The following is an 18826-nucleotide window of genomic DNA, read 5'->3' as shown; positions in this document are numbered from 1 at the left end:
GGAATAATTATACCATATCGATTGTTCATGAAAAAAAGTTAAAAAAACACTTGCCATGTCCAAGAATATCTGATAATATAAATTCTGTTGTCACGGAAGATCGTGATCGAAATTAATAAGCAAGGCCCGTTGGTCAAGGGGTTAAGACACCTCCCTTTCACGGAGGTAACAGGGGTTCGAATCCCCTACGGGTCACCATTTCTTATACTGGGCTCATCATGTTCAGTCAGTAAGAGCCATTAGCTCAGTTGGTAGAGCACCTGACTTTTAATCAGGGTGTCGAAGGTTCGAGTCCTTCATGGCTCACCAGTTTTATATCCCTCGTAACATGCGGTCGTGGTGGAACGGCAGACACACCATCTTGAGGGGGTGGCGCCCATAGGGTGTGCGGGTTCAAATCCCGCCGACCGCATTACATGAAGCAGCCTGGAATTCCTAGAGGATTCCAGGCTTTTTCGTATTAATAGAACGGTTTGATTCGGATTTGAAAGGAAGATGAAGCTTGAGTATAGAGACACGTGTGGTCCATACAAGTACGCAGGTATTAGAAGTCGAATCGGTGTTGTCGGCATTAGAGCAATCCTTGGCTATGATCGAATTTAATGTGCAAGGCGAGGTTCTCTGGGCGAATCAACATTTTGCTCAGGCGATGGGATATCAAGTTTCGGAGTTACAGGGCATTCATCATCGTCAATTTTGTACACCAAGCTTCGCGAAGAGCGCAGAGTACAATATGCTGTGGGAAAATTTACGGCGAGGTAAGAAATTTCAAGAGAAGATCATTCGCGTGACGAAAGACGGGAGGACTCTTTGTCTCGAAGCTACGTATATGCCGATACATAATGAGAATTCAGAGGTCGTGGCGGTTCTTAAGGTTGCTACAGATATTACAGAACGAGAAGCTGCTGCTGCCAGGGTAACGAGTGAGCTGCATCAAATGGCGGAAGAACTATTGGAACGGACGGAAGAAGGAATTCAACGTAGTAGACAAGTGGCATCGGCCATTTCACGCGTCGTTCGTGAGAATGAGAGCAATTTGGATTTTCTACGAGACTTGGAACAGCGGACAGAAGCTGTTGGGGGCATTGTACGAATGATACATGATTTTGCCTCCCGTACGAACCTCCTTGCTCTGAATGCAGCCATCGAAGCTGCGCATGCTGGTGAATATGGACGTGGCTTCAATGTTGTAGCGACAGAAGTACGGAAGCTTGCGCACCAGGTTCAAGAAGCCGCGAAAGAGATACAGGACACGGTTGAAGGCATTTCCAAGCAAGTCGAGCTGATTGACGTCAGTACGAAAAGCTCCCAAGCGGCCATTCAAGATAGCCGGGAACAAATTCAGTACGCTGTGGATGTCTTTGCAGGGATTGGTGAAGCGACAGGTAAGCTTGAAGTGCAGGCAAAAGCGCTCAGCCAATTGGTATAGTTCTGTTGAAAATAGTTTGGTTGTAGAAAACAGTGAAAGCAGTGATTAGGATCGCTGCTTTTTCTTGTTATATAGACAAGTGAAAAAGGTTAAACCGGGTTATTCTTGTTTGTTGTTGGTTATCACGTGGGGATCTACAATGGGGGCATGCACAACATTTCAATTCAACTTAAAGCGAATTTATGGGAGGGTATCAAATGGATGCATTAGAAACAGATCAAAACGTTGTGAACGAATCGGAGGTTGAAGAAGGAGTTCATAACTATAGTGCTGAATCGGAATGGGTGAAGCCGACTGACCCGGTTCTGCTGGAGCGATTGGAATGGTTCAAAGATCAGAAAATTGGCCTGATGATGCACTGGGGTCCTTATTCACAGCTCGGATTAGTCGAATCGTGGGCTTTAAGTGATGCAGATGGTGACTGGTCCCGTGGCGGCGTGGACTGGACTGAAGATATGGAGAACTTCAAAAGAGAATATGTTGATTTGAATAAGACTTTCAATCCGATTCGCGTGCAACCGGAGTTATGGGCCGATCTCGCGGCGGAGGGCGGATTCAAATATTTGACCTTCACGACCAAGCATCATGACGGCTTCTGCATGTGGGATACACGGACAACGGATTATCGTATTACGGGGCCAGAGACGCCATTTCACATGCACCGTTATGCAGATCTATGTAAGCACATCTTTGATGCATTCCGCAGCAGAGGTCTCGCGATATCGGCTTATTTCTCCAAAGCCGACTGGAACACACCATATTATTGGGCGCCGGGGATGGAACGCGGGCAGCATATGTGGCGGGGGCCATCCTATGATCCGACTGAGTATCCGTGGCTATGGGAGAAATTCGTGAAGTTCACGCACGACCAAATTGAAGAATTGCTGACGCGTTACGGCCGCATTGATATGTTGTGGCTCGATGCGGGATGGGTTCGCGGTGGAGAGCGGAAGCAGGACATTCGGTTGGATGAAATTGTGGATCGAATGCGCGAGCATCAGCCATGGTTGTTAGCTGTGGATCGCACTGTCGGCGGGCCGTATGAGAACGTGGTTACGCCAGAACAGACGATTCCAAAGCAGGCGATGCATATCCCATGGGAGAGCTGTATTACGTTGGGCACGTCATTTTCATTCAAATATGAGGATACCTACAAATCCGGTCGTGAGATCGTACATCTACTGCTCGAAATTGTGTCGAAGGGTGGGAATCTAGCATTAAACGTCGGTCCGCAGCCGGATGGCAGACTGCCTGAGGGCGCAATACGGGGAATGAAGGAATTGGGCGCATGGCTGGCACAATACGGTGAAGCCGTATACGGCACGCGGATTGCGGAGCCTTATTTCCGAGATGGATATGCGTTCACACGGAAGGGCAGCGAGGTCTTCTGCTTCAAGCTGTACAAGACAGCAGATGCTGCAATGGAACAAGAAATACATATTCCATATGACGGAGCGGTCTTGGATGTACAATGGTTCGATAATAGCGAGGCGTTAGATTACACACGTACAGATACAGGGTTAAAAGTTGTGCTGCCAGAACAAGCCGTCCAGGGCTCCTGTCCGATTGCCCATGTGATTCGAATTGTGACTGAATAGACGTAATGAATGAATAGATCAAGCCGATGCGCCTTAGGAAGAGGGTGAAATCGGCTTTTTCTTATTGGATAAAAGGTTTAAAATGGAAAATGATACTCCAAATCGTTACTTCATTTCATTGCGGTATAAGGAGGAAATGTAATCATGCAAACAGTACAACCTGCATCGTGGCGACTAGGCACGTATTGGTCGGGCCGAGAGTCCCATTCGCTGACAGCACTCAAAGAAGCGGGATTCGATTGCATTGAACTGAATTTGGATAATTATCAATCGTTATCGGAAACGCTGAAGCAAGAAAATTATGATCGTTACAATCAAGCGGTATTGGCGGCGAAGGAAGTAGGCCTTGAAATTTGGTCGGTCCATTTGCCGTTCGGCGATCTATGGGATATCTCACTCACCAATGAGGTTGCCCGCGCGGCGGTCGTCGAAGCGAATGTGCAAGTTATGGATTGGGCACAGGGCTGGGGAGCGAACTGTGTTGTCATTCATCCCAGCTTTGAGCCGATTGGGGATGAAGAGCGTACAGGCCGTCTAGAGGCTGCCCGTGACTCCATTCGCATCTTGAGTGCGAAGGCGGCAGAACGGGGGTTACGTCTTGCAGTGGAGGATCTTCCGCGCTCCTGCTTAGGGAAGAATGCAGAGGAGATTCTAGCTTTGATCGCAGATGCGTCAGAAGCCGTCGTATGTTGCGACACGAATCATCTACTAAGCGAAACTCCAGAATATTTTATTCGAACGGTCGGGTCTCGTATTCAGACGTTGCATGTATCAGACTATGATGGCATCGATGAGAAGCACTGGATTCCAGGTCGAGGTATTGTCAATTGGGCGGAAGTGCTGCAAGCACTTGTGGATATCGGGTATGAAGGCCCCTTTATGTTCGAAGCCGAATACCAAGATCCGAAGGATGTCGTTGCTAGCTTCCATGCGATTGTAGCGGCCTATGAAGCACGTGTGAAATCATTTTGATGACAGATTATCCCCTTAAGCCCATTTCGATGGGTTTTTTTTCATGTACTCCAATTCGTGGTGTGCTACGACATCATATGTCGTAGGAGCTATTTTATAATGGGGAAAAATAGAAAAGGGGCCTAATAGCCATGTCAAAACCAAAAAGAGGACGCTCCTTGTGGAGACTCCCATCCCGCAGTCGAGGTACTTGTCCGGTCTGCAGCAGCACAAGAATCAAATTGCTCTATCCACGTACGAAGTCGGATGGTACAGCCGTGACCGTCTGTAAGAAATGCTCCAAAGCAGAACAGAGCAGAGTGGATTCCGCCGTGTTAATCTAATGCGTGCAGATAAGTGAGGCCCGTCCCGAAGGGGACGGGCTTTTCGATTGATTCGGGCTTGCCAAGCTAGATATGCGAGTGATGTAATAGAGTTATCGTTGTTTTTGACAACAAAAGGAAGGAAGGGGAAATCTTGAGCCATATGCATCGCATTCACTGGTTCGATCAACGGATTCGTGAGGGGAAGTATCCGAACAGCGGTCATATCGCTGAACAATTCGAGATCTCTCGGCGACAGGCCCAGCGTGATATTGAATATATGGCAGCGTCCCTGCGAGCTCCACTTCTCTATATCGCACGGCATCGAGGTTACAGCTATGAGGATAAGACGTATGTGCTGCCGCACCTCTATATGACGGAAGAAGAGCAGAAGGTGCTGAAATACCTCGCTTACCGCTATCGGCAATATGATTATGATAATGGGGAGACGGTGCAGCGCATTGCCCATGTGCTCGATCGGTTTACGGATAACGAAGCATACGACATGAATAACCGATTGCCGCAGTTTGAGTTGAATCCCAGGATCATTCAGCATTTTGAAAAGTTGTCGCAGGCGATCAAAGATGCTGTGAAGGTGGATGTGACTTATTTAGACGATGCGGGCAGTTCGCAACATGCTCGTATGTACCCGCTGAAATTTATCTCTCGCTTTAACGCGGATTATGTTGTTGTCTATTGTGAAACGGCGCGTTCACAGCGCACAATTCGGCTCGATCAATTGCTGCAAATCCAGGTGCTGAAGGAGCGATTCGAACTTAGCTCGACTTTGGATATGGATGGCGTTGGAGGACATCAAGCTCTGCGTCGCAAACCCTTTGTCGCCCGCGTCATTCTTTCTCGCCCACATCTAGGTGATTCTTGGCACGGTTACCGCATTGTCGCCCAAGATGAGGCAGCGATGGATGTGGAATTCCATGATATTGACGCATTCCTGCAGCATTTATTGACAACACCATGGGAGTCGCTGCGATCTCCGAAATGGCTGCGACAGAAACTGTTAGCCCGATGTCATGATACAGTCGATCGATTAAGACGTGATGAGTGAACCGTGTGCGATGATTTCATGAATAAACGGAAAGGAGATTAACCGGTGTGTCTAACGTCTTTTTACACAATATCTGTCTACAACGTGAATCGAAATCCTATATCGACAGTCTATATGCGATCTTAACTGCGGCGGGGCTGTTTCAGGGTCCCAAATATATGCTCTCTGGACTAACCGGAATGGCTTTCAAAATGTCAGTCCATGAGCATCTTCTTCCTCTCTCGGTATCGGCCTATGGGCAGTGGGGTAATGAGCATAAACCGGCGGTTACAAATCTTGGTCTCTTGTCGGAGATCGATGGAGGAAGGACAAGGCATCCTACCTTTAGATGGTATCAAGAGCAAGCTGTGATCGCCGTCAAACAAAGTCTAGATCGTGGGGTAGGCGCCATCTATTGGATTCCCGAGTTCGGGGTGATTCAGGGGTATGATGATGCGGATCAGGTGTTTTATGTCCAGGATGGATGGAATGCGGAGAGTCAGGTCGTATTGTATGATAATTTTGGGCTGAACTTCACCCCGTTCTGGTACTATGAAACTTTCGGGGATCGTGTAGCGATTGCGCTTCAGGATATGGTTCTTGAATCACTGCGGCTTGCGATCCAGGATTGGCATACGCCTTATAAAACATTGCCGAACACCGACATCGCTTCAGGCAAGCTAGCGCACACCTTCCTTCGGGAAGGGCTGCATGGCGGAGCGTATGATACAGGCGGTGCGGTCTATATTTTGGATGCTTATGCGGTCTCAAGAACGGAAATTCGAGATTATCTGAGAGATGTCCAAGGGATGTGGCCCCAGCTGCTGGGAGCGCTGAACTGTTACGAGGAGATTGTGAAGATGCTTCCGAACATGATGTGTTGTATGCAAGAGAATCAAGGCGTACGTCAGATTGATTCGGATCGAATCGCGGAGCTCGTCGCTGAATTGGGGGTGGCGGAGGTGCTGGAAGATCAGGCGATTCGCCTTTTCCAAGTGATTAGTAAACGGTATCCGGATCGTAAACGAACCACGCTGCCCAGATGGGGAGCCCATTCACCACGTTGAACAGAGAGGGAGGGATGGCGTTGCAGAAGGTGTTACTGGAAAATTTGACGTTGACGCAGCATGCGAACAGCTATATCGATGCGTTGCATGCGATTCTTATGCATCAAGGGTGGATCACCTGTTCGAAATCGATGCTCGCCGGGATGACTGCAACGGCTTTTCGATTTACCGTAGATCGTAGACTCACAGCTGAATCCACATCGGCCTATAACTGGATAGCGGAGAATTTTCTAGCTGCGGACTTCATCGGGGTTACCGCCTCGTCAGCTGCCGGATTCCATTTCGAACCGACGTTTCCGTTATATCAGAAGCAGGCACTGAGCGATATTCGGAAATCTCTAGACCGCGGGATCGGCTGCACCATCTGGCAGGATCGGTTCGTAGTCGTAGCGGGTTATGATGAAGACCAGCAAGTACTCTACATCTCGGACGGGCAGGCCGAAGGTTATCGAGCGCTCCCTTATGCGCAGTTCGGCAAGGGTGATAGTCCTTATTGGTACTGTCAATTTCTTGAAGGTCATATCGCACTGGATGAGATTGCAGTTTATCAAGAATCATTGGTCCAAGCGATTTTCAAATGGGAGACGCATGAACTGATGCTGCCTGAAGCCGAGTATGCCTGTGGCGAAGCGGCTTATGATGCGATGATCGAAGCATTCCGAACGGGGAACTATGATCCGTCAGGTGCGGAAGAAGTACTTCAATATTATGCGATCGCGAAAAAAGACATTGCCACCTATGTCGCTGCCTTAGAACGTTATTGGCCGGAGCTGCGTGACGCATCAGTGAAGTATCGCGACGTGGCGCAAATTTTCGAAGAAGCCGCACGGTTGCTCGTTTCCGTGGAGCGAAGCGATGATCTTGCCCCCATCAACACGATCATTGATCTCTTCGGAGATGCAAAAGCCTTAGAGAAGAAAGCGGTCCAATCGCTCAAGCGCCTGATGCGAGAGACGATTCACAATCGGTTCGATGATATCGGTTTGCGGTAGGGGGAGGACTTCGGTCTTATTTTGGCTATCAGAAGTCGGGGCCATTACTATTTCGAATTAATCGATCTCAGCTTAGCACGTGGGGATTATGGAGAAATGGAAACCTATATTTTCCGGAGAGCAAGAGGTCATCCAACAATTATTTCGATTCCTAGACGGCAAATCGGCGGTCATCGTGACGCATCACGTTGAATTGGCAAGACGAGCTCATCGAATTCTTGTGTTAGATCAGGGTAGGCTGGTTGAAGCGGGTACGCATGAGGAGCTCATGAAGAAGCAGGGACATTATGTTCGACTATTTACGAATAGAGGATGATGACGATGACGACCTATATTGGATTCCTACGCGGCATTAACGTTGGCGGCAAAAACAAGATTAAGATGGCGGAGCTCAAAAAGATGTTAGTGACGATGGGGTTTGTTGGTGCGGAGACGTATTTACAGACGGGGAATATTTTGTTCCATTCGGATGACACGGCGGAGGTGCTGCGCAAGCGGATCGAGCTTAAGATAAGCGAGCAATTCGGCGTCTCGCCGACGGTTGTACTCCGCACGGCAGAGCAAATGGAGAAGATCATAGCAGACTGCCCTTATGCAGCAGAAAGCCTAACCGAAGGGCAGACGATACAAGTCTCGGTATTAACGGAAAAGCCGGATCAGCAGATCGCGGAAATATTATCGCATGGAAAGAGTGAAATCGATGAATTTCAGCTGCAAGGCTACGAGATCTACTTCTTATTCCGCCAGAGTGTTCTGGATTCGAAGCTCGCGACGAATCTACAGAAGCTCGGTGACCGCGTAACGACGCGTAATTGGAACACCATGACGAAGCTGTCGGAGATGGCGAAGGCGATGCCATAGGGATAAAATGAAGGAGGGGGCATGGCGCCCCCTTTTTTTCTTTCATCCACCACCCTAAGCTACATTGGATATTTGCAGTAACTTCAGCTTATAATGCGGCGATTGGACTGCTATAGTGGATTTTTGCAGTAACTTTGGCCGGTTTGGGTGATTGAGAGATGATTTGCGTGTCCTACCCTGCAGGTATCCAGTATAGGTGCGACTCACCACGCAATATGCTGCGCTATGATGGATGGAATCCACGATAGGAGTCAAAAGTGGCGCGATTGGCACGATTGGAGGTCATTTCGTACGGAATAACCCTTAGATTGTTGGCTCAACATGCGGATTGCAGCCTTAGAATTTTGTGCTATACCACACGCTCCAGTAGGGAAGCCTTGTGTAAATCGAGCCAATAGCTCTTCACGAGCGTGTCGCCGTTACGGGTATCCGCTTCATATGCACGCTCAAACCCAAGACGTTCATACAGCTGCACGGCGGAAGCCATCATGTCCGATGTATGCAAATGGAGCGTGGAATAACCCAGCATTACCGATCGGCGTGCGGCTTCTTGAATCAGAAGCGTGGCAATGCCGCGTCCGCGATAGTCAGGCGATACGGCTAGCAATCGTATAATGGGCGAATGAATGCCCAGTTCTGGCTTGCCATAGGCGGCTTCCGAGGAGAGGAACATCTGGACGCTGCCGATGATCACCCCATCGAGTTCAGCGACAATTCGGGCATAAGTTGCATTACCGTAGACGGAGTTCCGAATGGAATCCCGGTATTCCTCCCAACGAGGCTGCGGCAGATCATGTGCATATTGCTGATAGGCTTCAATCATGACTTGCGTGATCGCCTCTTGTTCGAATTCCTCTGCATCACGGATACGAATGTCTTGTGGTGCTGTCATCTCGGTCACTCCCTCTCATCGATTTCATCAAATTTGTAATCCAGTATAACTTTATATTCCGATTAAACATATAGGAAATAACAAATGTCGATAACGTTATTGAAAAATTCAATGATAAAGTGCTGAGCTCACCGTAAATTTGGATTGACAATAAAAATTCAACTCCATAAGATAAAAATAATTTATGTCCCTTACGACTGTCCTAAAACCGTCTATTTTTATCTAAATAATATGAATAATATGGAGGTGGATTCATTGAATATTGAGAATATCGAAGCCTTTGTCTACATCAATCATTACGGGAGCTTCAATAAGGTGGCGGATGTGCTGTTCTTGTCCCAGCCGACAGTTACTGCCCGCATTCAGTCACTGGAGCGAGAGCTGGACTGCCGGTTGTTTGACCGCTTCGGCAAGCAAATTCATTTGACGGACAAAGGCAAGCAATTCCTCCCTTTTGCGCAGCAAATTGTTCAGACGTATCAGAAAGGCAAACATCATCTACACGCCAAAAGTGCAACGCCTAACGAGCTGCGGATCGGATGCACCGTGTCGGTGTCGAATTATTTGATGCCCCATCTGCTGATGCGGCTCCAAGAACGGTTCACGGATATGCGATTTAAAATTACGACCGCGACAACGGATGAGCTGGCTGCTAAGCTGTCTTCCAAAGAGCTGGATCTGGCCATCGTGCGCAAATTGGTGAACCCTGCTTTCCAGTCCTATTCTTTTTTTGAAGATCCGATCCGCTTGTATGTCTATCAGGACCATCCGCTGGCTGCTGCAGGAAGAGCGGATATTCGTGAGATTCGTCATGAGAAGCTGATCTTCTTCGAATGCGGATCGCTCGATTGGCTGCGGATTCACCGGGTTTTCGAGAGCCTGGAGCAGCCCCCTAACATCGTGTTTCAGGTCGATAATTCGGAGACCGCGAAGAAGCTTGTTTTGCGCCAGGCGGGTATTTGCTTCCTCCCCGGGCTATGCGTGCAAGAGGAAGTCGAGGCGGGTCTGCTCGTCCCTGTGAATATTACAGAGACAACGGGCATTGCGCTTCAGACCAACCTGATTACATTACATGATGTCCATACGGAATTCGCGGAGTCACTGCTGAAATGGGGCGCGGATGTGCTCCATTAAGGAATTGCATATACGAATAGAAAAACTCTATTAGACGCGAAGGGCAAATCGCGGTAAAGTTAGTTTCAACAAATTCATACTAAACAGATAGGAATTATCTAATTTAGTGAAAAGGGGATGAGATCATGCGTAAATCATGGCTATTCGTTGCAACGTTACTGCTCACGGGGGTGATTGCTGGTTGCGACACTGGCGAGAAGACAGCGAATCAAGACAAAGAAGGAACCGTTAATGCGTCTGCAGGGGTTAAAAAAATTATGGTCGGCACAGGCACGAACTTTCCTAAGATTTGCTTCATCGATGAAAACGGCAAATTAACGGGCTTTGATGTGGAATTGGTCAGAGAGATCGATAAACGACTTCCGCAATATGAATTCGAGCTGCAAACCCAGGAATTCGCAAATCTCCTTCTGAGCTTGGAAACGAAGAAAATCGATTTCGTGGCGCATGAGATGGAGAAGAATTCGGAACGCGAGCAAAAGTACTTGTTCAATAAAGAGCCTTATGCGCACTGGAGAAATAAGATCATCGTCGCGAAGGACAACAATTCCATTCACTCACTAGACGATTTGAAAGGCAAGAAGGTGCTGACTGGTGCGACAAGCGCCGAGGCTCAGATCTTGGAGAACTATAACAAAGCGAATAACAATGCGATCAACATCGTCTATCAGAGCGGCGCGGCGAAGGATGCGGTGAATCAGATTACAAACGGGCGCGTGGAAGCCACGGTTGGCGCAGACTTCTCGCTGCCGCTTATCGATCCGCAAGGCAAGCTGAAGACAACGGGCGACGACCTCTCGGAAGCCGATATCCTCTTCGTGTTCCGTAAGGATGATCCGGCATCGCAGAAGCTGGCGGATGACATTGACGGCGCGATTAAGGAGCTGAAATCGGATGGTACGCTGGGCGAGCTCAGCAAGCAGTGGCTCGGCTCAGATTTTACCGCGGATAAGAAATAAGGCATTACAGGACCTAGAAGGGGAGGAGGAAGCTCATGGGAGCCCCGTTTGATATTACGTATGTGTTTGGCTACTTACCAAAGCTGCTATCGACACTGGGCATGACTTTGCTGATCGTGGGAGGTTCGCTTCTGGTGGGGATTGTCGTGGGATTTCTCATCGCCCTTCCCCGTCTATACCGGATTCCGGTGCTGAACACGCTAGCTAGAATATACGTCTCTTTTTTCCGCGGGACGCCGATCTTGATCCAGCTGTTCCTGTTCTATTACGGGTTGCCTGAAATCTTAAAGTTGGCGCATCTCGATATTTCAAAAGCCCCGGTGCTGGTGTTCGTCATCATCACATACGGTCTTCATACCGGCGCATTTATGTCGGAGACGATACGGGCATCGGTGACGGCGGTGGATCGCGGACAAGTGGAAGCGGCCTATGCTGTAGGCATGACGAGCTATCAGGCTTTTACCCGAATTGTGCTGCCGCAGGCGATGGCGATCGCAGTGCCGGTGTTCTCGAATCTGGTCATCGCGCTGCTGAAGGATACGTCGCTAGCCTTCTCACTTGGCGTGATGGAGATGACGGGCAAGGCGCAGACGCTTGGATCGCTCACACAGCATTTTATCGAAGCTTATATCTCGCTTGCTTTGATTTACCTCGTCGTTAGCATGACACTCGAGAAACTGCTTCTCATTGCGGAACGACGCTTGTTAAGACATGAAGAAACGGATTCCACGGGACATCGAAGATTCCGGTTTGAGCGGAAAAGTTCGTATCGCCGCATGGTTGCCAGCGTGGATGCCGGAAAAGGAGGAGCAGAAGTATGAAACTGGATCCATCCTTTATCTGGACGGCGCTGATCCAGCTGCTGTCAGCAATTCCTACGACATTGGTGATTACGGCCGTATCGGTCACCATAGGCTTTATTATTGGGTTAATTACCGCGCTGCTGCGAATTTATAAAATCCCAGTGCTGAGCCAGATTGCGGCGGGTTATGTGACTTTCATTCGCGGAACGCCGATGCTAACGCATTTACTGCTGATTTATTTCGGGCTTCCGATGCTGGTGGATGCTTTGTCTACACAGTTCGGATGGAGCTTCAAATCTTTGTCGATTCCGATGATTGGCTTTGCTTTTATCTCGTTCTCGATCACGGCGGGAGCCTATATGGCAGAGGTCATTCGCTCCGGACTGCTCGCGGTCAATCGGGGTCAGCTGGAAGCGGCCTATTCGGTGGGGATGACAACGTCGCAGGCGTTGCGCCGAATTGTCTTCCCTCAAGCCTTGGCAGTCAGCCTGCCGAACCTGTCCAATTCCGTCATTGGGATGCTGCACGGTTCTACGCTTGTTTTTACCGTATCGGTCGTAGATATTAATGCGAAGGCGCAGATCGTGGCGTCGACCAACTGGAAGTTTTTCGAGGCATATCTGGCGGCAGCCTTCATTTTCTGGGGATTGACGCTCCTGATCGAACGGATTACCGCTGTCATCGAGAAACGAATCAATTTGTACAATCGGGGTGGAGTTGCATGATCCAACTAACGAATATTACGAAATCGTTCGGACGCCACCAGGTACTGAATAAGATCGATTTGACCGTACAGAAGGGAGAAGTCGTCGTTATTCTAGGTCCTAGTGGTTCCGGCAAAACGACGCTACTGCGCTGCGTGAACTATTTGGAGAAGCCGAACGATGGCGAGATCGTCATTGGCGATTACCGATTAAACTGCAAGCATGCGAGTAAGAAAGACATTTACCAGCTCCGGCAGAAATCAGCGATGGTGTTCCAGCAATATAATCTGTTCAAACATAAAACAGCGCTTGAGAATGTCATGGAAGGACTTGTGGTCGTGAAGAAGCTGCCGAAGGAGGAGGCGAAGACGCGGAGTATTGCGCTGCTCGAGAAGGTGGGGCTTGGCAGCAAATTGGATGCTTACCCGAGTCAGCTCTCCGGCGGGCAGCAGCAGCGTGTGGGCATTGCCCGGGCGCTCGCGTTAGAACCGGAAGTGATTCTATTCGATGAGCCGACATCGGCGCTCGATCCGGAGCTGGTCGGCGAAGTGTTAGGGGTCATTCGGAAGATCGCGAAGGAAGGCATCACGATGATCGTGGTCACCCATGAGATGGGGTTCGCAAGAGATGTCGCGAATCATGTGGTATTCATGGACGGGGGCGTCATTGTCGAGGAGGGGACTCCTGTGGAGCTGTTCAACAATCCGCAGGAAGAACGGACGAAGCAGTTTTTGAAGCGGATTACCCCGGAACTTAACTATAGCATTTAGGAGGCATAAGGTATGACCATTACAATCAGCGTTCTTGATCAAAGTCCAATCTATCCGGGGGAGTCGGCCTCAGAGGCGCTGGCGCATACGGTTCAGCTGGCGCAAAAGTCAGAGCAGCTTGGATTTCGGCGCTTCTGGGTATCCGAACATCACGATTCGGAGCTGCTGGCAGGATCATCGCCGGAGGTGCTGATCTCCTACCTGCTGGCTAGAACGGAGAAGATCCGTATCGGCTCTGGCGGAGTTATGCTTCAGCATTACAGTCCCTATAAGGTGGCTGAGAACTTTAACGTGCTGGCATCCTTGGCGCCGGGACGCGTCGATCTAGGCATCGGACGCGCTCCGGGTGGGCTGCCCCGCAGCACACAAGCGCTGCAGCGCGGGGGTTCTGATTCGGCATCACTGACGGATAAAATCGTGGAGCTAGATCAGTACGTACATCATCGTCTTCCAGCTGATCATCCGTTGATCGGATTGAAGGCATCGCCTTCGCCGGAGGCTCCACCTGAACTATACGTATTGGGCGCCAGCGTTGGAAGTGCAGAAATAGCGGCTGATTTAGGGCTACCATACGTCTTCTCCTTATTTATCAACGGAGATGAGGCGGTGGCATTGGAAGCCATCCGCAGTTATCGCAATCGCTTCAATGGAGCGCACGGCACACAGCCGCAGGCGATTATCGCGCTAGCGGTGGCCGTCGCCGATACCGAGGAAGAGGCAGCAAGCCTTGTCGGATCTCAAAAGCTGGTGAAGATTCACTTGGCTAGCGGGAAGACGCTCACGCTCGGAACCCGAGAGCAGGCGGAGGAGTTCGGCCGGCAGGCAAATGAAGAGTATACGATCGAAGAGCTGGAACCATTTATCACCAAGGGAACGAAAGCGACGATTCGTGAGAAGTTCGAGGCACTGCACAAAGCATCCGGCGTAGAGGAATTTATTGTGACGAGCAACATTGCTCCGTTCGATAAACGTCTCCGCTCGTTCGAGCTGCTAAGTGAGGCACTTAGCGGCACAGTAGCTGAGGTGTAGGCATTAGCGGTTATCCAATATGCGAAGGAGGGTGATGGGTTGTCTGGTCATCAACTAGAGTCTATATATGGCATTGACGAAGCGAAATTCATTCAAATTCGCCGCCATCTGCATCAATATCCAGAGCTGTCGAACGAGGAATTCGAGACGACGAGATCGATCCGCGGATGGCTTGAGGAAGCGGATATCCGAGTTCTCGACTATCCCTTGGCAACCGGCATCATTGCCGAAGTCGGAGGACTCCGTCCGGGACCTGTGATTGCATTGCGTGCGGATATCGATGCGCTGCCGATTCAGGAAGAGACGGACCTTGATTTTGTTTCGAAGATTCCTGGCAAAATGCATGCCTGTGGGCATGATTTCCATACCGCATCCTTGATCGGGACGGCTTATGCTTTGAAAGCGAGGGAAGGCGAGCTTGAAGGAACGGTTCGGCTCATCTTCCAGCCTGCTGAGGAGCGAGCCAAAGGAGCAAAGCAAGTCATTGACAGCGGTGCGCTTGAAGGCGTGCAGGCGATCTTCGGGATGCATAACAAACCGGATCTTGCTGTCGGAACGGTAGGTATTAAGAGCGGTCCGCTCATGGCGGCGGCAGACGGCTTCCACGTAGAGATCGAGGGCAAAGGCTCGCATGCTGCGGTACCGGAAGCGGGACTAGACCCGATCGTCACCGCGGCCCATGTCATTACGGCGCTGCAGTCGATCGTGAGCCGGAACGTGAGCGCCCTGCAAAGTGCTGTCATCAGTGTAACCCTGCTCCACAGCGGCACGGCATGGAACGTCATTCCCGATAAAGCTGTGCTGGAAGGAACGGTTCGGACCTTTGACAAGCAGGTACGTCAGCAGGTGCTGGAACGGTTTAGCCAAGTGGTGGAAGGCGTCATGACGGCTTTTGGCAACAGCGGTGGTGTGCGTTGGATTGAAGGCCCGCCTCCGGTGAATAATGACGAGTCACTTGCGCAGCTCGGCAATGAAGCGGCGGCTGCCGCTGGACTCAAGGCGGTGGTGCCTGTGCCTTCGCCTGCGGGTGAGGATTTCGCCGTCTATCAACGGGACATTCCGGGATTATTCGTCTTTATGGGCACGGCAGGGACGCAGGAATGGCATCACCCCGCTTTTACGCTGGATGAAGCTGCGATTCCCATCAGCATCCGATTCTTCACGGAGCTTGCGGAGCGTGCCTTGAAGCAGCTTGGGGCTGGCGGAGGTGAACAGCCATAACATCTGCGAAGAGCTACGACGTCATTATTGTCGGGGCGGGCTCCATGGGCATGAGCGCTGGATATCACCTTGCCAAGCGAGGCGTACGCACGCTGCTCATTGACTCCTTTGATCCACCGCATCGGGAAGGCAGCCATCACGGGGAGCCGCGATTAATCCGGCATGCATACGGCGGTCATGCTGTCTACACAGACATGGCGGTACGCGCCCATCAGCTGTGGAACGAACTGGAATTACAGACGGAAAGGCAGTTGCTAATTCAGTCCGGCGTCCTGAACATAACGGACCCGGCGCTCTATTCTTTGAATGAACGTACACCAAAAGCTGCGAAGCGAGGTTTTCTTACGGAATGGCTGAATGCGGACGAAATACAGAAGCGCTGGAAGGGGATTCAGCTTCCCGACCATTTCGAAGCGATGTATGAGCCTGCTGCCGGATACTTACGCAGCGAAGCCTGCATCGAAGCATATAAAGCGTTAGCGTTAAGACACGGTGCAGAACTGTTGACGTATTCCACGGTTAGCAGGATTACGGCCCAGCAAGACAGCGTCGTGGTTCATACACGAGATGCCGATTACTACGGGGCGAAGTTAATTCTGACGGCGGGAGCATGGTTCGGCACGTTGGCGCCGTTCATCACGCTTCCCATCCGAGCCGTCCGCAAAGTCGTCGGATGGTTCGAGACAAGCGGCTCCGATTTTCAGCCCGGACGATTCCCTGGATTTACGTTGCATACGAAGGAGGGCATCTATTACGGCTTTCCGGATATCAGCGGTGCCGGACTCAAGATCGGCCGCCATGATACCGGGACCGAATGGAAGCCGGGCGATCCGGTCTCTCCATTCGGCAGCTTGGCGGAGGATGAAGAGGATCTGCGCAGCGCACTTCTGAGGTATATGCCCGGTGCAGCGGGTAGGTTGGTCCAAGGCGCGGTGTGCAAATACGAGCTGACGCCCGACGAAGACTTCATCATTGACCGGCACCCGCAATATTCACATATCCTTGTGGCCGGAGGGTTCTCGGGCCATGGATTTAAATTTTCGAGCGTTGTAGGGAAAATATGCTCGCAGTTTGCATTGGATGAAGCGCCGCAACTGGATGTTCGCCCATTCGCGCTCTCGCGTTTTACACAGCAGGCCGTGTCTGCACCAAACTTGTCATGAGGAGGAGAAGGAAATGAGCGAGATCAATTTAGAAGCCTTATTAAATACCCATGGTCAGCTGGTGAATGCCGTCCAAGGACTGAGCGAGGAACAGCTGAAATGGAAGCCATCGCCGGAGGCATGGAGCGTGCAGGAGGTGGTATCCCATCTTGTGGATCACAGCTTCGTGATCTCGTTTCGGATTCGGGATATTCTCGCCGGCACATCGGCGCAGCTTCCGGCTTTTGGGCAGGAGGCTTGGGTTAGCGGTCAGCATTCGAACCGGGGTCAATTGTCGGATATTTTGGATGCTTTTCACGCGATCTTGGAATACAACAGCCTGCTCATTGAACGGTTAAGCGATGAGGAGCTGGAGAAGACGGGTGTTAATTTCAAAGGTGAGACGGTTAGTATTAAGACGATCATTCAAGGCTTTATCCGGCATGTCCAAGGTCATCTCGGACAAATTGAACGGACGAAACAGGCTGCCGTCGCAGTATAGATCACAATTGATGTTAATCCGGAGCATTTCAGATAAGGAGGATGGAATCATGGCAAAGAAAAAACAGTTAAAGCTCGGGGCACTTCTACATGGCGTCGGTGGAGGGACCTCCCTATGGAGGCACCCGGATGTGGATCCAGGGGCAAGCGTTAATTTCGAGCTCTACAAGAGCTGGGTTCATAAAGCGGAACAGGGCAAGCTGGACCTCATCTTTATCGCAGACGGATTGTATATTAACGAGAAGTCCATTCCCCACTTTCTGAACCGGTTCGAACCGCTCACGCTATTAAGTGCGCTGGCTTCCGTCAGCAAGCATATCGGTCTGGTCGGCACCTTGTCGACTTCGTACAGCGAGCCGTTTACGGTCGCCCGTCAGTTCGGTTCTTTGGATGTTCTCAGCGGCGGACGTGCCGGCTGGAACGTGGTAACTTCCCCGCTTGAAGGCTCTGCGCTGAATTACGGGAAGAAGGAGCATCCGGAGCATGATAAGCGCTACCGAATCGCAACGGAATATCTTGAAGTGACGCGGGGTCTGTGGGATTCCTGGGAGGATGATGCTTTTATCCGCGACAAGGAGAAGGGGATTTTCTTTGACCCGGAGAAAGTGCATACGCTGAGTCATGAAGGCGAGTTCTTCTCGGTGAAAGGTCCGCTGAATATTGCCCGTTCGAAGCAAGGCGGTCCAGTTATTTTCCAAGCAGGAGCCTCAGAAGTCGGTAAAAATTATGCTGCGAAGGAAGCCGATGCCATCTTCACTGGCGCCGAAAATCTGGAGGAAGCCATTCGGTTCGCGCAGGATGTGAAGGCCCGTGCTGCCAGCTTCGGTCGTAATCCAGACGATGTGTTGATCTTCCCTGGAATCGGACCGATTATCGGCAGCACGGAGGAAGAGGCGGAACGCAAATACCAAGAGGTGGCGAGCCTCGTCACGATCGAGAATGCGCTCAATTATTTGGGACGTTTCTTCGAGCATCATGACTTCTCGCAGTATCCGCTGGATGAACCGTTCCCGGAACTCGGGGATCTGGGCAAGAACAGCTTCCAGAGTGGTACCGACAAGATTAAGAAGGACGCGAAGGAGAAAGGGTTGACGCTAAGACAAGTAGCCCTGCAATCGGCAACGCCGCGCACCAGCTTCATTGGAACGGCTGAGCAGGTCGCGGATCGCGTGCAGGAATGGTTCGAAGCGGGCGCAGCCGACGGGTTCATGTTAGCCGCTGCCGTGCCGCGCGGGCTGGAGGATTTCGTGGAGCAAGTGGTGCCGATCCTGCAGGATCGGGGGATTTTCAGAACGGAATACGAGAGCGACACGCTTCGGGGGAACCTTGGCTTATCGGTACCAAAGAACCGGTATACGAAGGCCAGAGCAGAAGCGGAAGAAGTTCGCTCCTAGCATAGTTATGC

Annotated in this window: 20 protein-coding genes and 3 tRNA genes; 22 read left to right on the top strand and 1 reads right to left on the bottom strand. The window is 50.7% G+C overall.

The genetic code is table 11. The features are described from left to right. Positions 1-123: 123 nt before the first annotated feature. The 12 genes from ACFQZR_RS09040 (at position 124) to ACFQZR_RS08985 (ending at position 8266) form a co-directional block, all read left to right on the top strand. Positions 124-198: transfer RNA gene (locus tag ACFQZR_RS09040), tRNA-Glu, on the top strand. A 35-nt stretch (positions 199-233) separates the two neighbouring features. After that, positions 234-309: transfer RNA gene (locus ACFQZR_RS09035), tRNA-Lys, on the top strand. 21 nt (positions 310-330) lie between these two features. Continuing rightward, positions 331-412, top strand: a tRNA-Leu gene (locus tag ACFQZR_RS09030). Between the two features lie 90 nt (positions 413-502). Then, the gene (locus ACFQZR_RS09025; RefSeq protein WP_379345024.1) at positions 503-1429 is read left to right on the top strand and encodes a methyl-accepting chemotaxis protein; all 927 of its coding nucleotides are present in this window, start codon (positions 503-505) and stop codon (positions 1427-1429) included. Between the two features lie 197 nt (positions 1430-1626). After that, entirely contained in the window at positions 1627-3027 is a 1401-nt protein-coding gene (locus ACFQZR_RS09020) for an alpha-L-fucosidase (protein WP_379345022.1), read from the top strand. Positions 3028-3171: 144 nt separating this feature from the next. Further along, positions 3172-3999, top strand: coding sequence for a sugar phosphate isomerase/epimerase family protein (locus ACFQZR_RS09015; protein ID WP_379345020.1), 828 nt, complete (start codon positions 3172-3174; stop codon positions 3997-3999). Between the two features lie 131 nt (positions 4000-4130). Then, positions 4131-4322 (top strand): hypothetical protein, encoded by a 192-nt coding sequence (locus ACFQZR_RS09010; RefSeq protein WP_379345018.1) that lies wholly within the window; start codon positions 4131-4133, stop codon positions 4320-4322. Between the two features lie 142 nt (positions 4323-4464). Beyond that, positions 4465-5367 (top strand): helix-turn-helix transcriptional regulator, encoded by a 903-nt coding sequence (locus tag ACFQZR_RS09005; RefSeq protein WP_379345054.1) that lies wholly within the window; start codon positions 4465-4467, stop codon positions 5365-5367. A gap of 47 nt (positions 5368-5414) precedes the next feature. Next, positions 5415-6413, top strand: coding sequence for a hypothetical protein (locus tag ACFQZR_RS09000; RefSeq protein WP_379345016.1), 999 nt, complete (start codon positions 5415-5417; stop codon positions 6411-6413). Between the two features lie 20 nt (positions 6414-6433). After that, positions 6434-7405: a hypothetical protein gene (locus ACFQZR_RS08995; protein ID WP_379345014.1), complete on the top strand. Its 972-nt coding sequence runs from the start codon at positions 6434-6436 to the stop codon at positions 7403-7405. Between the two features lie 88 nt (positions 7406-7493). After that, a complete protein-coding gene (locus tag ACFQZR_RS08990; RefSeq protein WP_379345012.1) occupies positions 7494-7721 on the top strand; it encodes a hypothetical protein in 228 nt (75 codons plus the stop codon). Positions 7722-7726: 5 nt separating this feature from the next. Beyond that, on the top strand, positions 7727-8266 hold the full coding sequence (locus tag ACFQZR_RS08985) for a DUF1697 domain-containing protein (protein WP_379345010.1): 540 nt from the start codon (positions 7727-7729) through the stop codon (positions 8264-8266). Positions 8267-8615: 349 nt separating this feature from the next. On the opposite strand, the gene ACFQZR_RS08980 is transcribed toward ACFQZR_RS08985, so the two are convergent. Continuing rightward, positions 8616-9158: a GNAT family N-acetyltransferase gene (locus ACFQZR_RS08980; protein ID WP_379345008.1), complete on the bottom strand. Its 543-nt coding sequence runs from the start codon at positions 9156-9158 to the stop codon at positions 8616-8618. Positions 9159-9413: 255 nt separating this feature from the next. Here ACFQZR_RS08980 and ACFQZR_RS08975 point away from each other — a divergent pair, with 255 nt between their 5' ends. The 10 genes from ACFQZR_RS08975 (at position 9414) to ACFQZR_RS08930 (ending at position 18815) form a co-directional block, all read left to right on the top strand. Continuing rightward, positions 9414-10292: a LysR family transcriptional regulator gene (locus tag ACFQZR_RS08975; RefSeq protein ID WP_379345006.1), complete on the top strand. Its 879-nt coding sequence runs from the start codon at positions 9414-9416 to the stop codon at positions 10290-10292. 125 nt (positions 10293-10417) lie between these two features. After that, positions 10418-11251 carry a transporter substrate-binding domain-containing protein gene (locus tag ACFQZR_RS08970; protein ID WP_379345004.1) on the top strand — a complete coding sequence of 278 codons (834 nt, stop codon included), beginning with the start codon at positions 10418-10420 and terminating at the stop codon, positions 11249-11251. Between the two features lie 35 nt (positions 11252-11286). Beyond that, positions 11287-12072, top strand: a complete 786-nt coding sequence (locus tag ACFQZR_RS08965) for an amino acid ABC transporter permease (RefSeq protein ID WP_379345002.1) — start codon at positions 11287-11289, stop codon at positions 12070-12072. Then, a complete protein-coding gene (locus ACFQZR_RS08960; protein WP_379345000.1) occupies positions 12069-12779 on the top strand; it encodes an amino acid ABC transporter permease in 711 nt (236 codons plus the stop codon). Before ACFQZR_RS08965 ends, ACFQZR_RS08960 begins: the two co-directional genes overlap by 4 nt. Further along, positions 12776-13528 carry an amino acid ABC transporter ATP-binding protein gene (locus ACFQZR_RS08955; RefSeq protein ID WP_379344998.1) on the top strand — a complete coding sequence of 251 codons (753 nt, stop codon included), beginning with the start codon at positions 12776-12778 and terminating at the stop codon, positions 13526-13528. Before ACFQZR_RS08960 ends, ACFQZR_RS08955 begins: the two co-directional genes overlap by 4 nt. 12 nt (positions 13529-13540) lie before the next feature. Then, on the top strand, positions 13541-14557 hold the full coding sequence (locus ACFQZR_RS08950) for an LLM class flavin-dependent oxidoreductase (RefSeq protein WP_379344996.1): 1017 nt from the start codon (positions 13541-13543) through the stop codon (positions 14555-14557). A 39-nt stretch (positions 14558-14596) separates the two neighbouring features. Further along, positions 14597-15778 (top strand): amidohydrolase, encoded by a 1182-nt coding sequence (locus ACFQZR_RS08945; protein WP_379344994.1) that lies wholly within the window; start codon positions 14597-14599, stop codon positions 15776-15778. Continuing rightward, a complete protein-coding gene (solA, locus tag ACFQZR_RS08940) occupies positions 15775-16941 on the top strand; it encodes an N-methyl-L-tryptophan oxidase (RefSeq protein ID WP_379345052.1) in 1167 nt (388 codons plus the stop codon). The genes ACFQZR_RS08945 and solA overlap by 4 nt, the downstream gene beginning before the upstream one ends. Positions 16942-16954: 13 nt before the next feature. Continuing rightward, complete coding sequence (locus ACFQZR_RS08935; protein ID WP_379344992.1) at positions 16955-17422, top strand: DinB family protein; 468 nt, start codon at positions 16955-16957, stop codon at positions 17420-17422. Between the two features lie 49 nt (positions 17423-17471). After that, positions 17472-18815: an LLM class flavin-dependent oxidoreductase gene (locus ACFQZR_RS08930; protein ID WP_379344990.1), complete on the top strand. Its 1344-nt coding sequence runs from the start codon at positions 17472-17474 to the stop codon at positions 18813-18815. Positions 18816-18826 lie beyond the last annotated feature (11 nt).

The sequence above is a fragment of the Paenibacillus sp. GCM10027629 genome, from assembly GCF_042676425.1.
GTDB lineage: Bacteria > Bacillota > Bacilli > Paenibacillales > Paenibacillaceae > Paenibacillus_K > Paenibacillus_K terrigena.
The sequence above is the reverse complement of the archived record's forward strand: the minus strand, read 5'-3'. Positions and strand labels throughout refer to the sequence as shown.

What these genes read in the sequence shown, in the direction of transcription:
- ACFQZR_RS08960 (WP_379345000.1), top strand. Translation starts at nt 12,069, where the DNA reads ATGAAACTGGATCCATCCTTTATCTGGACGGCGCTGATCCAGCTGCTG.
- ACFQZR_RS08980 (WP_379345008.1), bottom strand. Translation starts at nt 9,158, where the DNA reads ATGACAGCACCACAAGACATTCGTATCCGTGATGCAGAGGAATTCGAA.
- ACFQZR_RS09005 (WP_379345054.1), top strand. Translation starts at nt 4,465, where the DNA reads ATGCATCGCATTCACTGGTTCGATCAACGGATTCGTGAGGGGAAGTAT.
- ACFQZR_RS08985 (WP_379345010.1), top strand. Translation starts at nt 7,727, where the DNA reads ATGACGACCTATATTGGATTCCTACGCGGCATTAACGTTGGCGGCAAA.
- ACFQZR_RS09015 (WP_379345020.1), top strand. Translation starts at nt 3,172, where the DNA reads ATGCAAACAGTACAACCTGCATCGTGGCGACTAGGCACGTATTGGTCG.
- ACFQZR_RS08990 (WP_379345012.1), top strand. Translation starts at nt 7,494, where the DNA reads ATGGAGAAATGGAAACCTATATTTTCCGGAGAGCAAGAGGTCATCCAA.
- ACFQZR_RS08970 (WP_379345004.1), top strand. Translation starts at nt 10,418, where the DNA reads ATGCGTAAATCATGGCTATTCGTTGCAACGTTACTGCTCACGGGGGTG.
- ACFQZR_RS09020 (WP_379345022.1), top strand. Translation starts at nt 1,627, where the DNA reads ATGGATGCATTAGAAACAGATCAAAACGTTGTGAACGAATCGGAGGTT.
- ACFQZR_RS08950 (WP_379344996.1), top strand. Translation starts at nt 13,541, where the DNA reads ATGACCATTACAATCAGCGTTCTTGATCAAAGTCCAATCTATCCGGGG.
- ACFQZR_RS08955 (WP_379344998.1), top strand. Translation starts at nt 12,776, where the DNA reads ATGATCCAACTAACGAATATTACGAAATCGTTCGGACGCCACCAGGTA.
- ACFQZR_RS08930 (WP_379344990.1), top strand. Translation starts at nt 17,472, where the DNA reads ATGGCAAAGAAAAAACAGTTAAAGCTCGGGGCACTTCTACATGGCGTC.
- ACFQZR_RS09010 (WP_379345018.1), top strand. Translation starts at nt 4,131, where the DNA reads ATGTCAAAACCAAAAAGAGGACGCTCCTTGTGGAGACTCCCATCCCGC.
- ACFQZR_RS08965 (WP_379345002.1), top strand. Translation starts at nt 11,287, where the DNA reads ATGGGAGCCCCGTTTGATATTACGTATGTGTTTGGCTACTTACCAAAG.
- ACFQZR_RS08935 (WP_379344992.1), top strand. Translation starts at nt 16,955, where the DNA reads ATGAGCGAGATCAATTTAGAAGCCTTATTAAATACCCATGGTCAGCTG.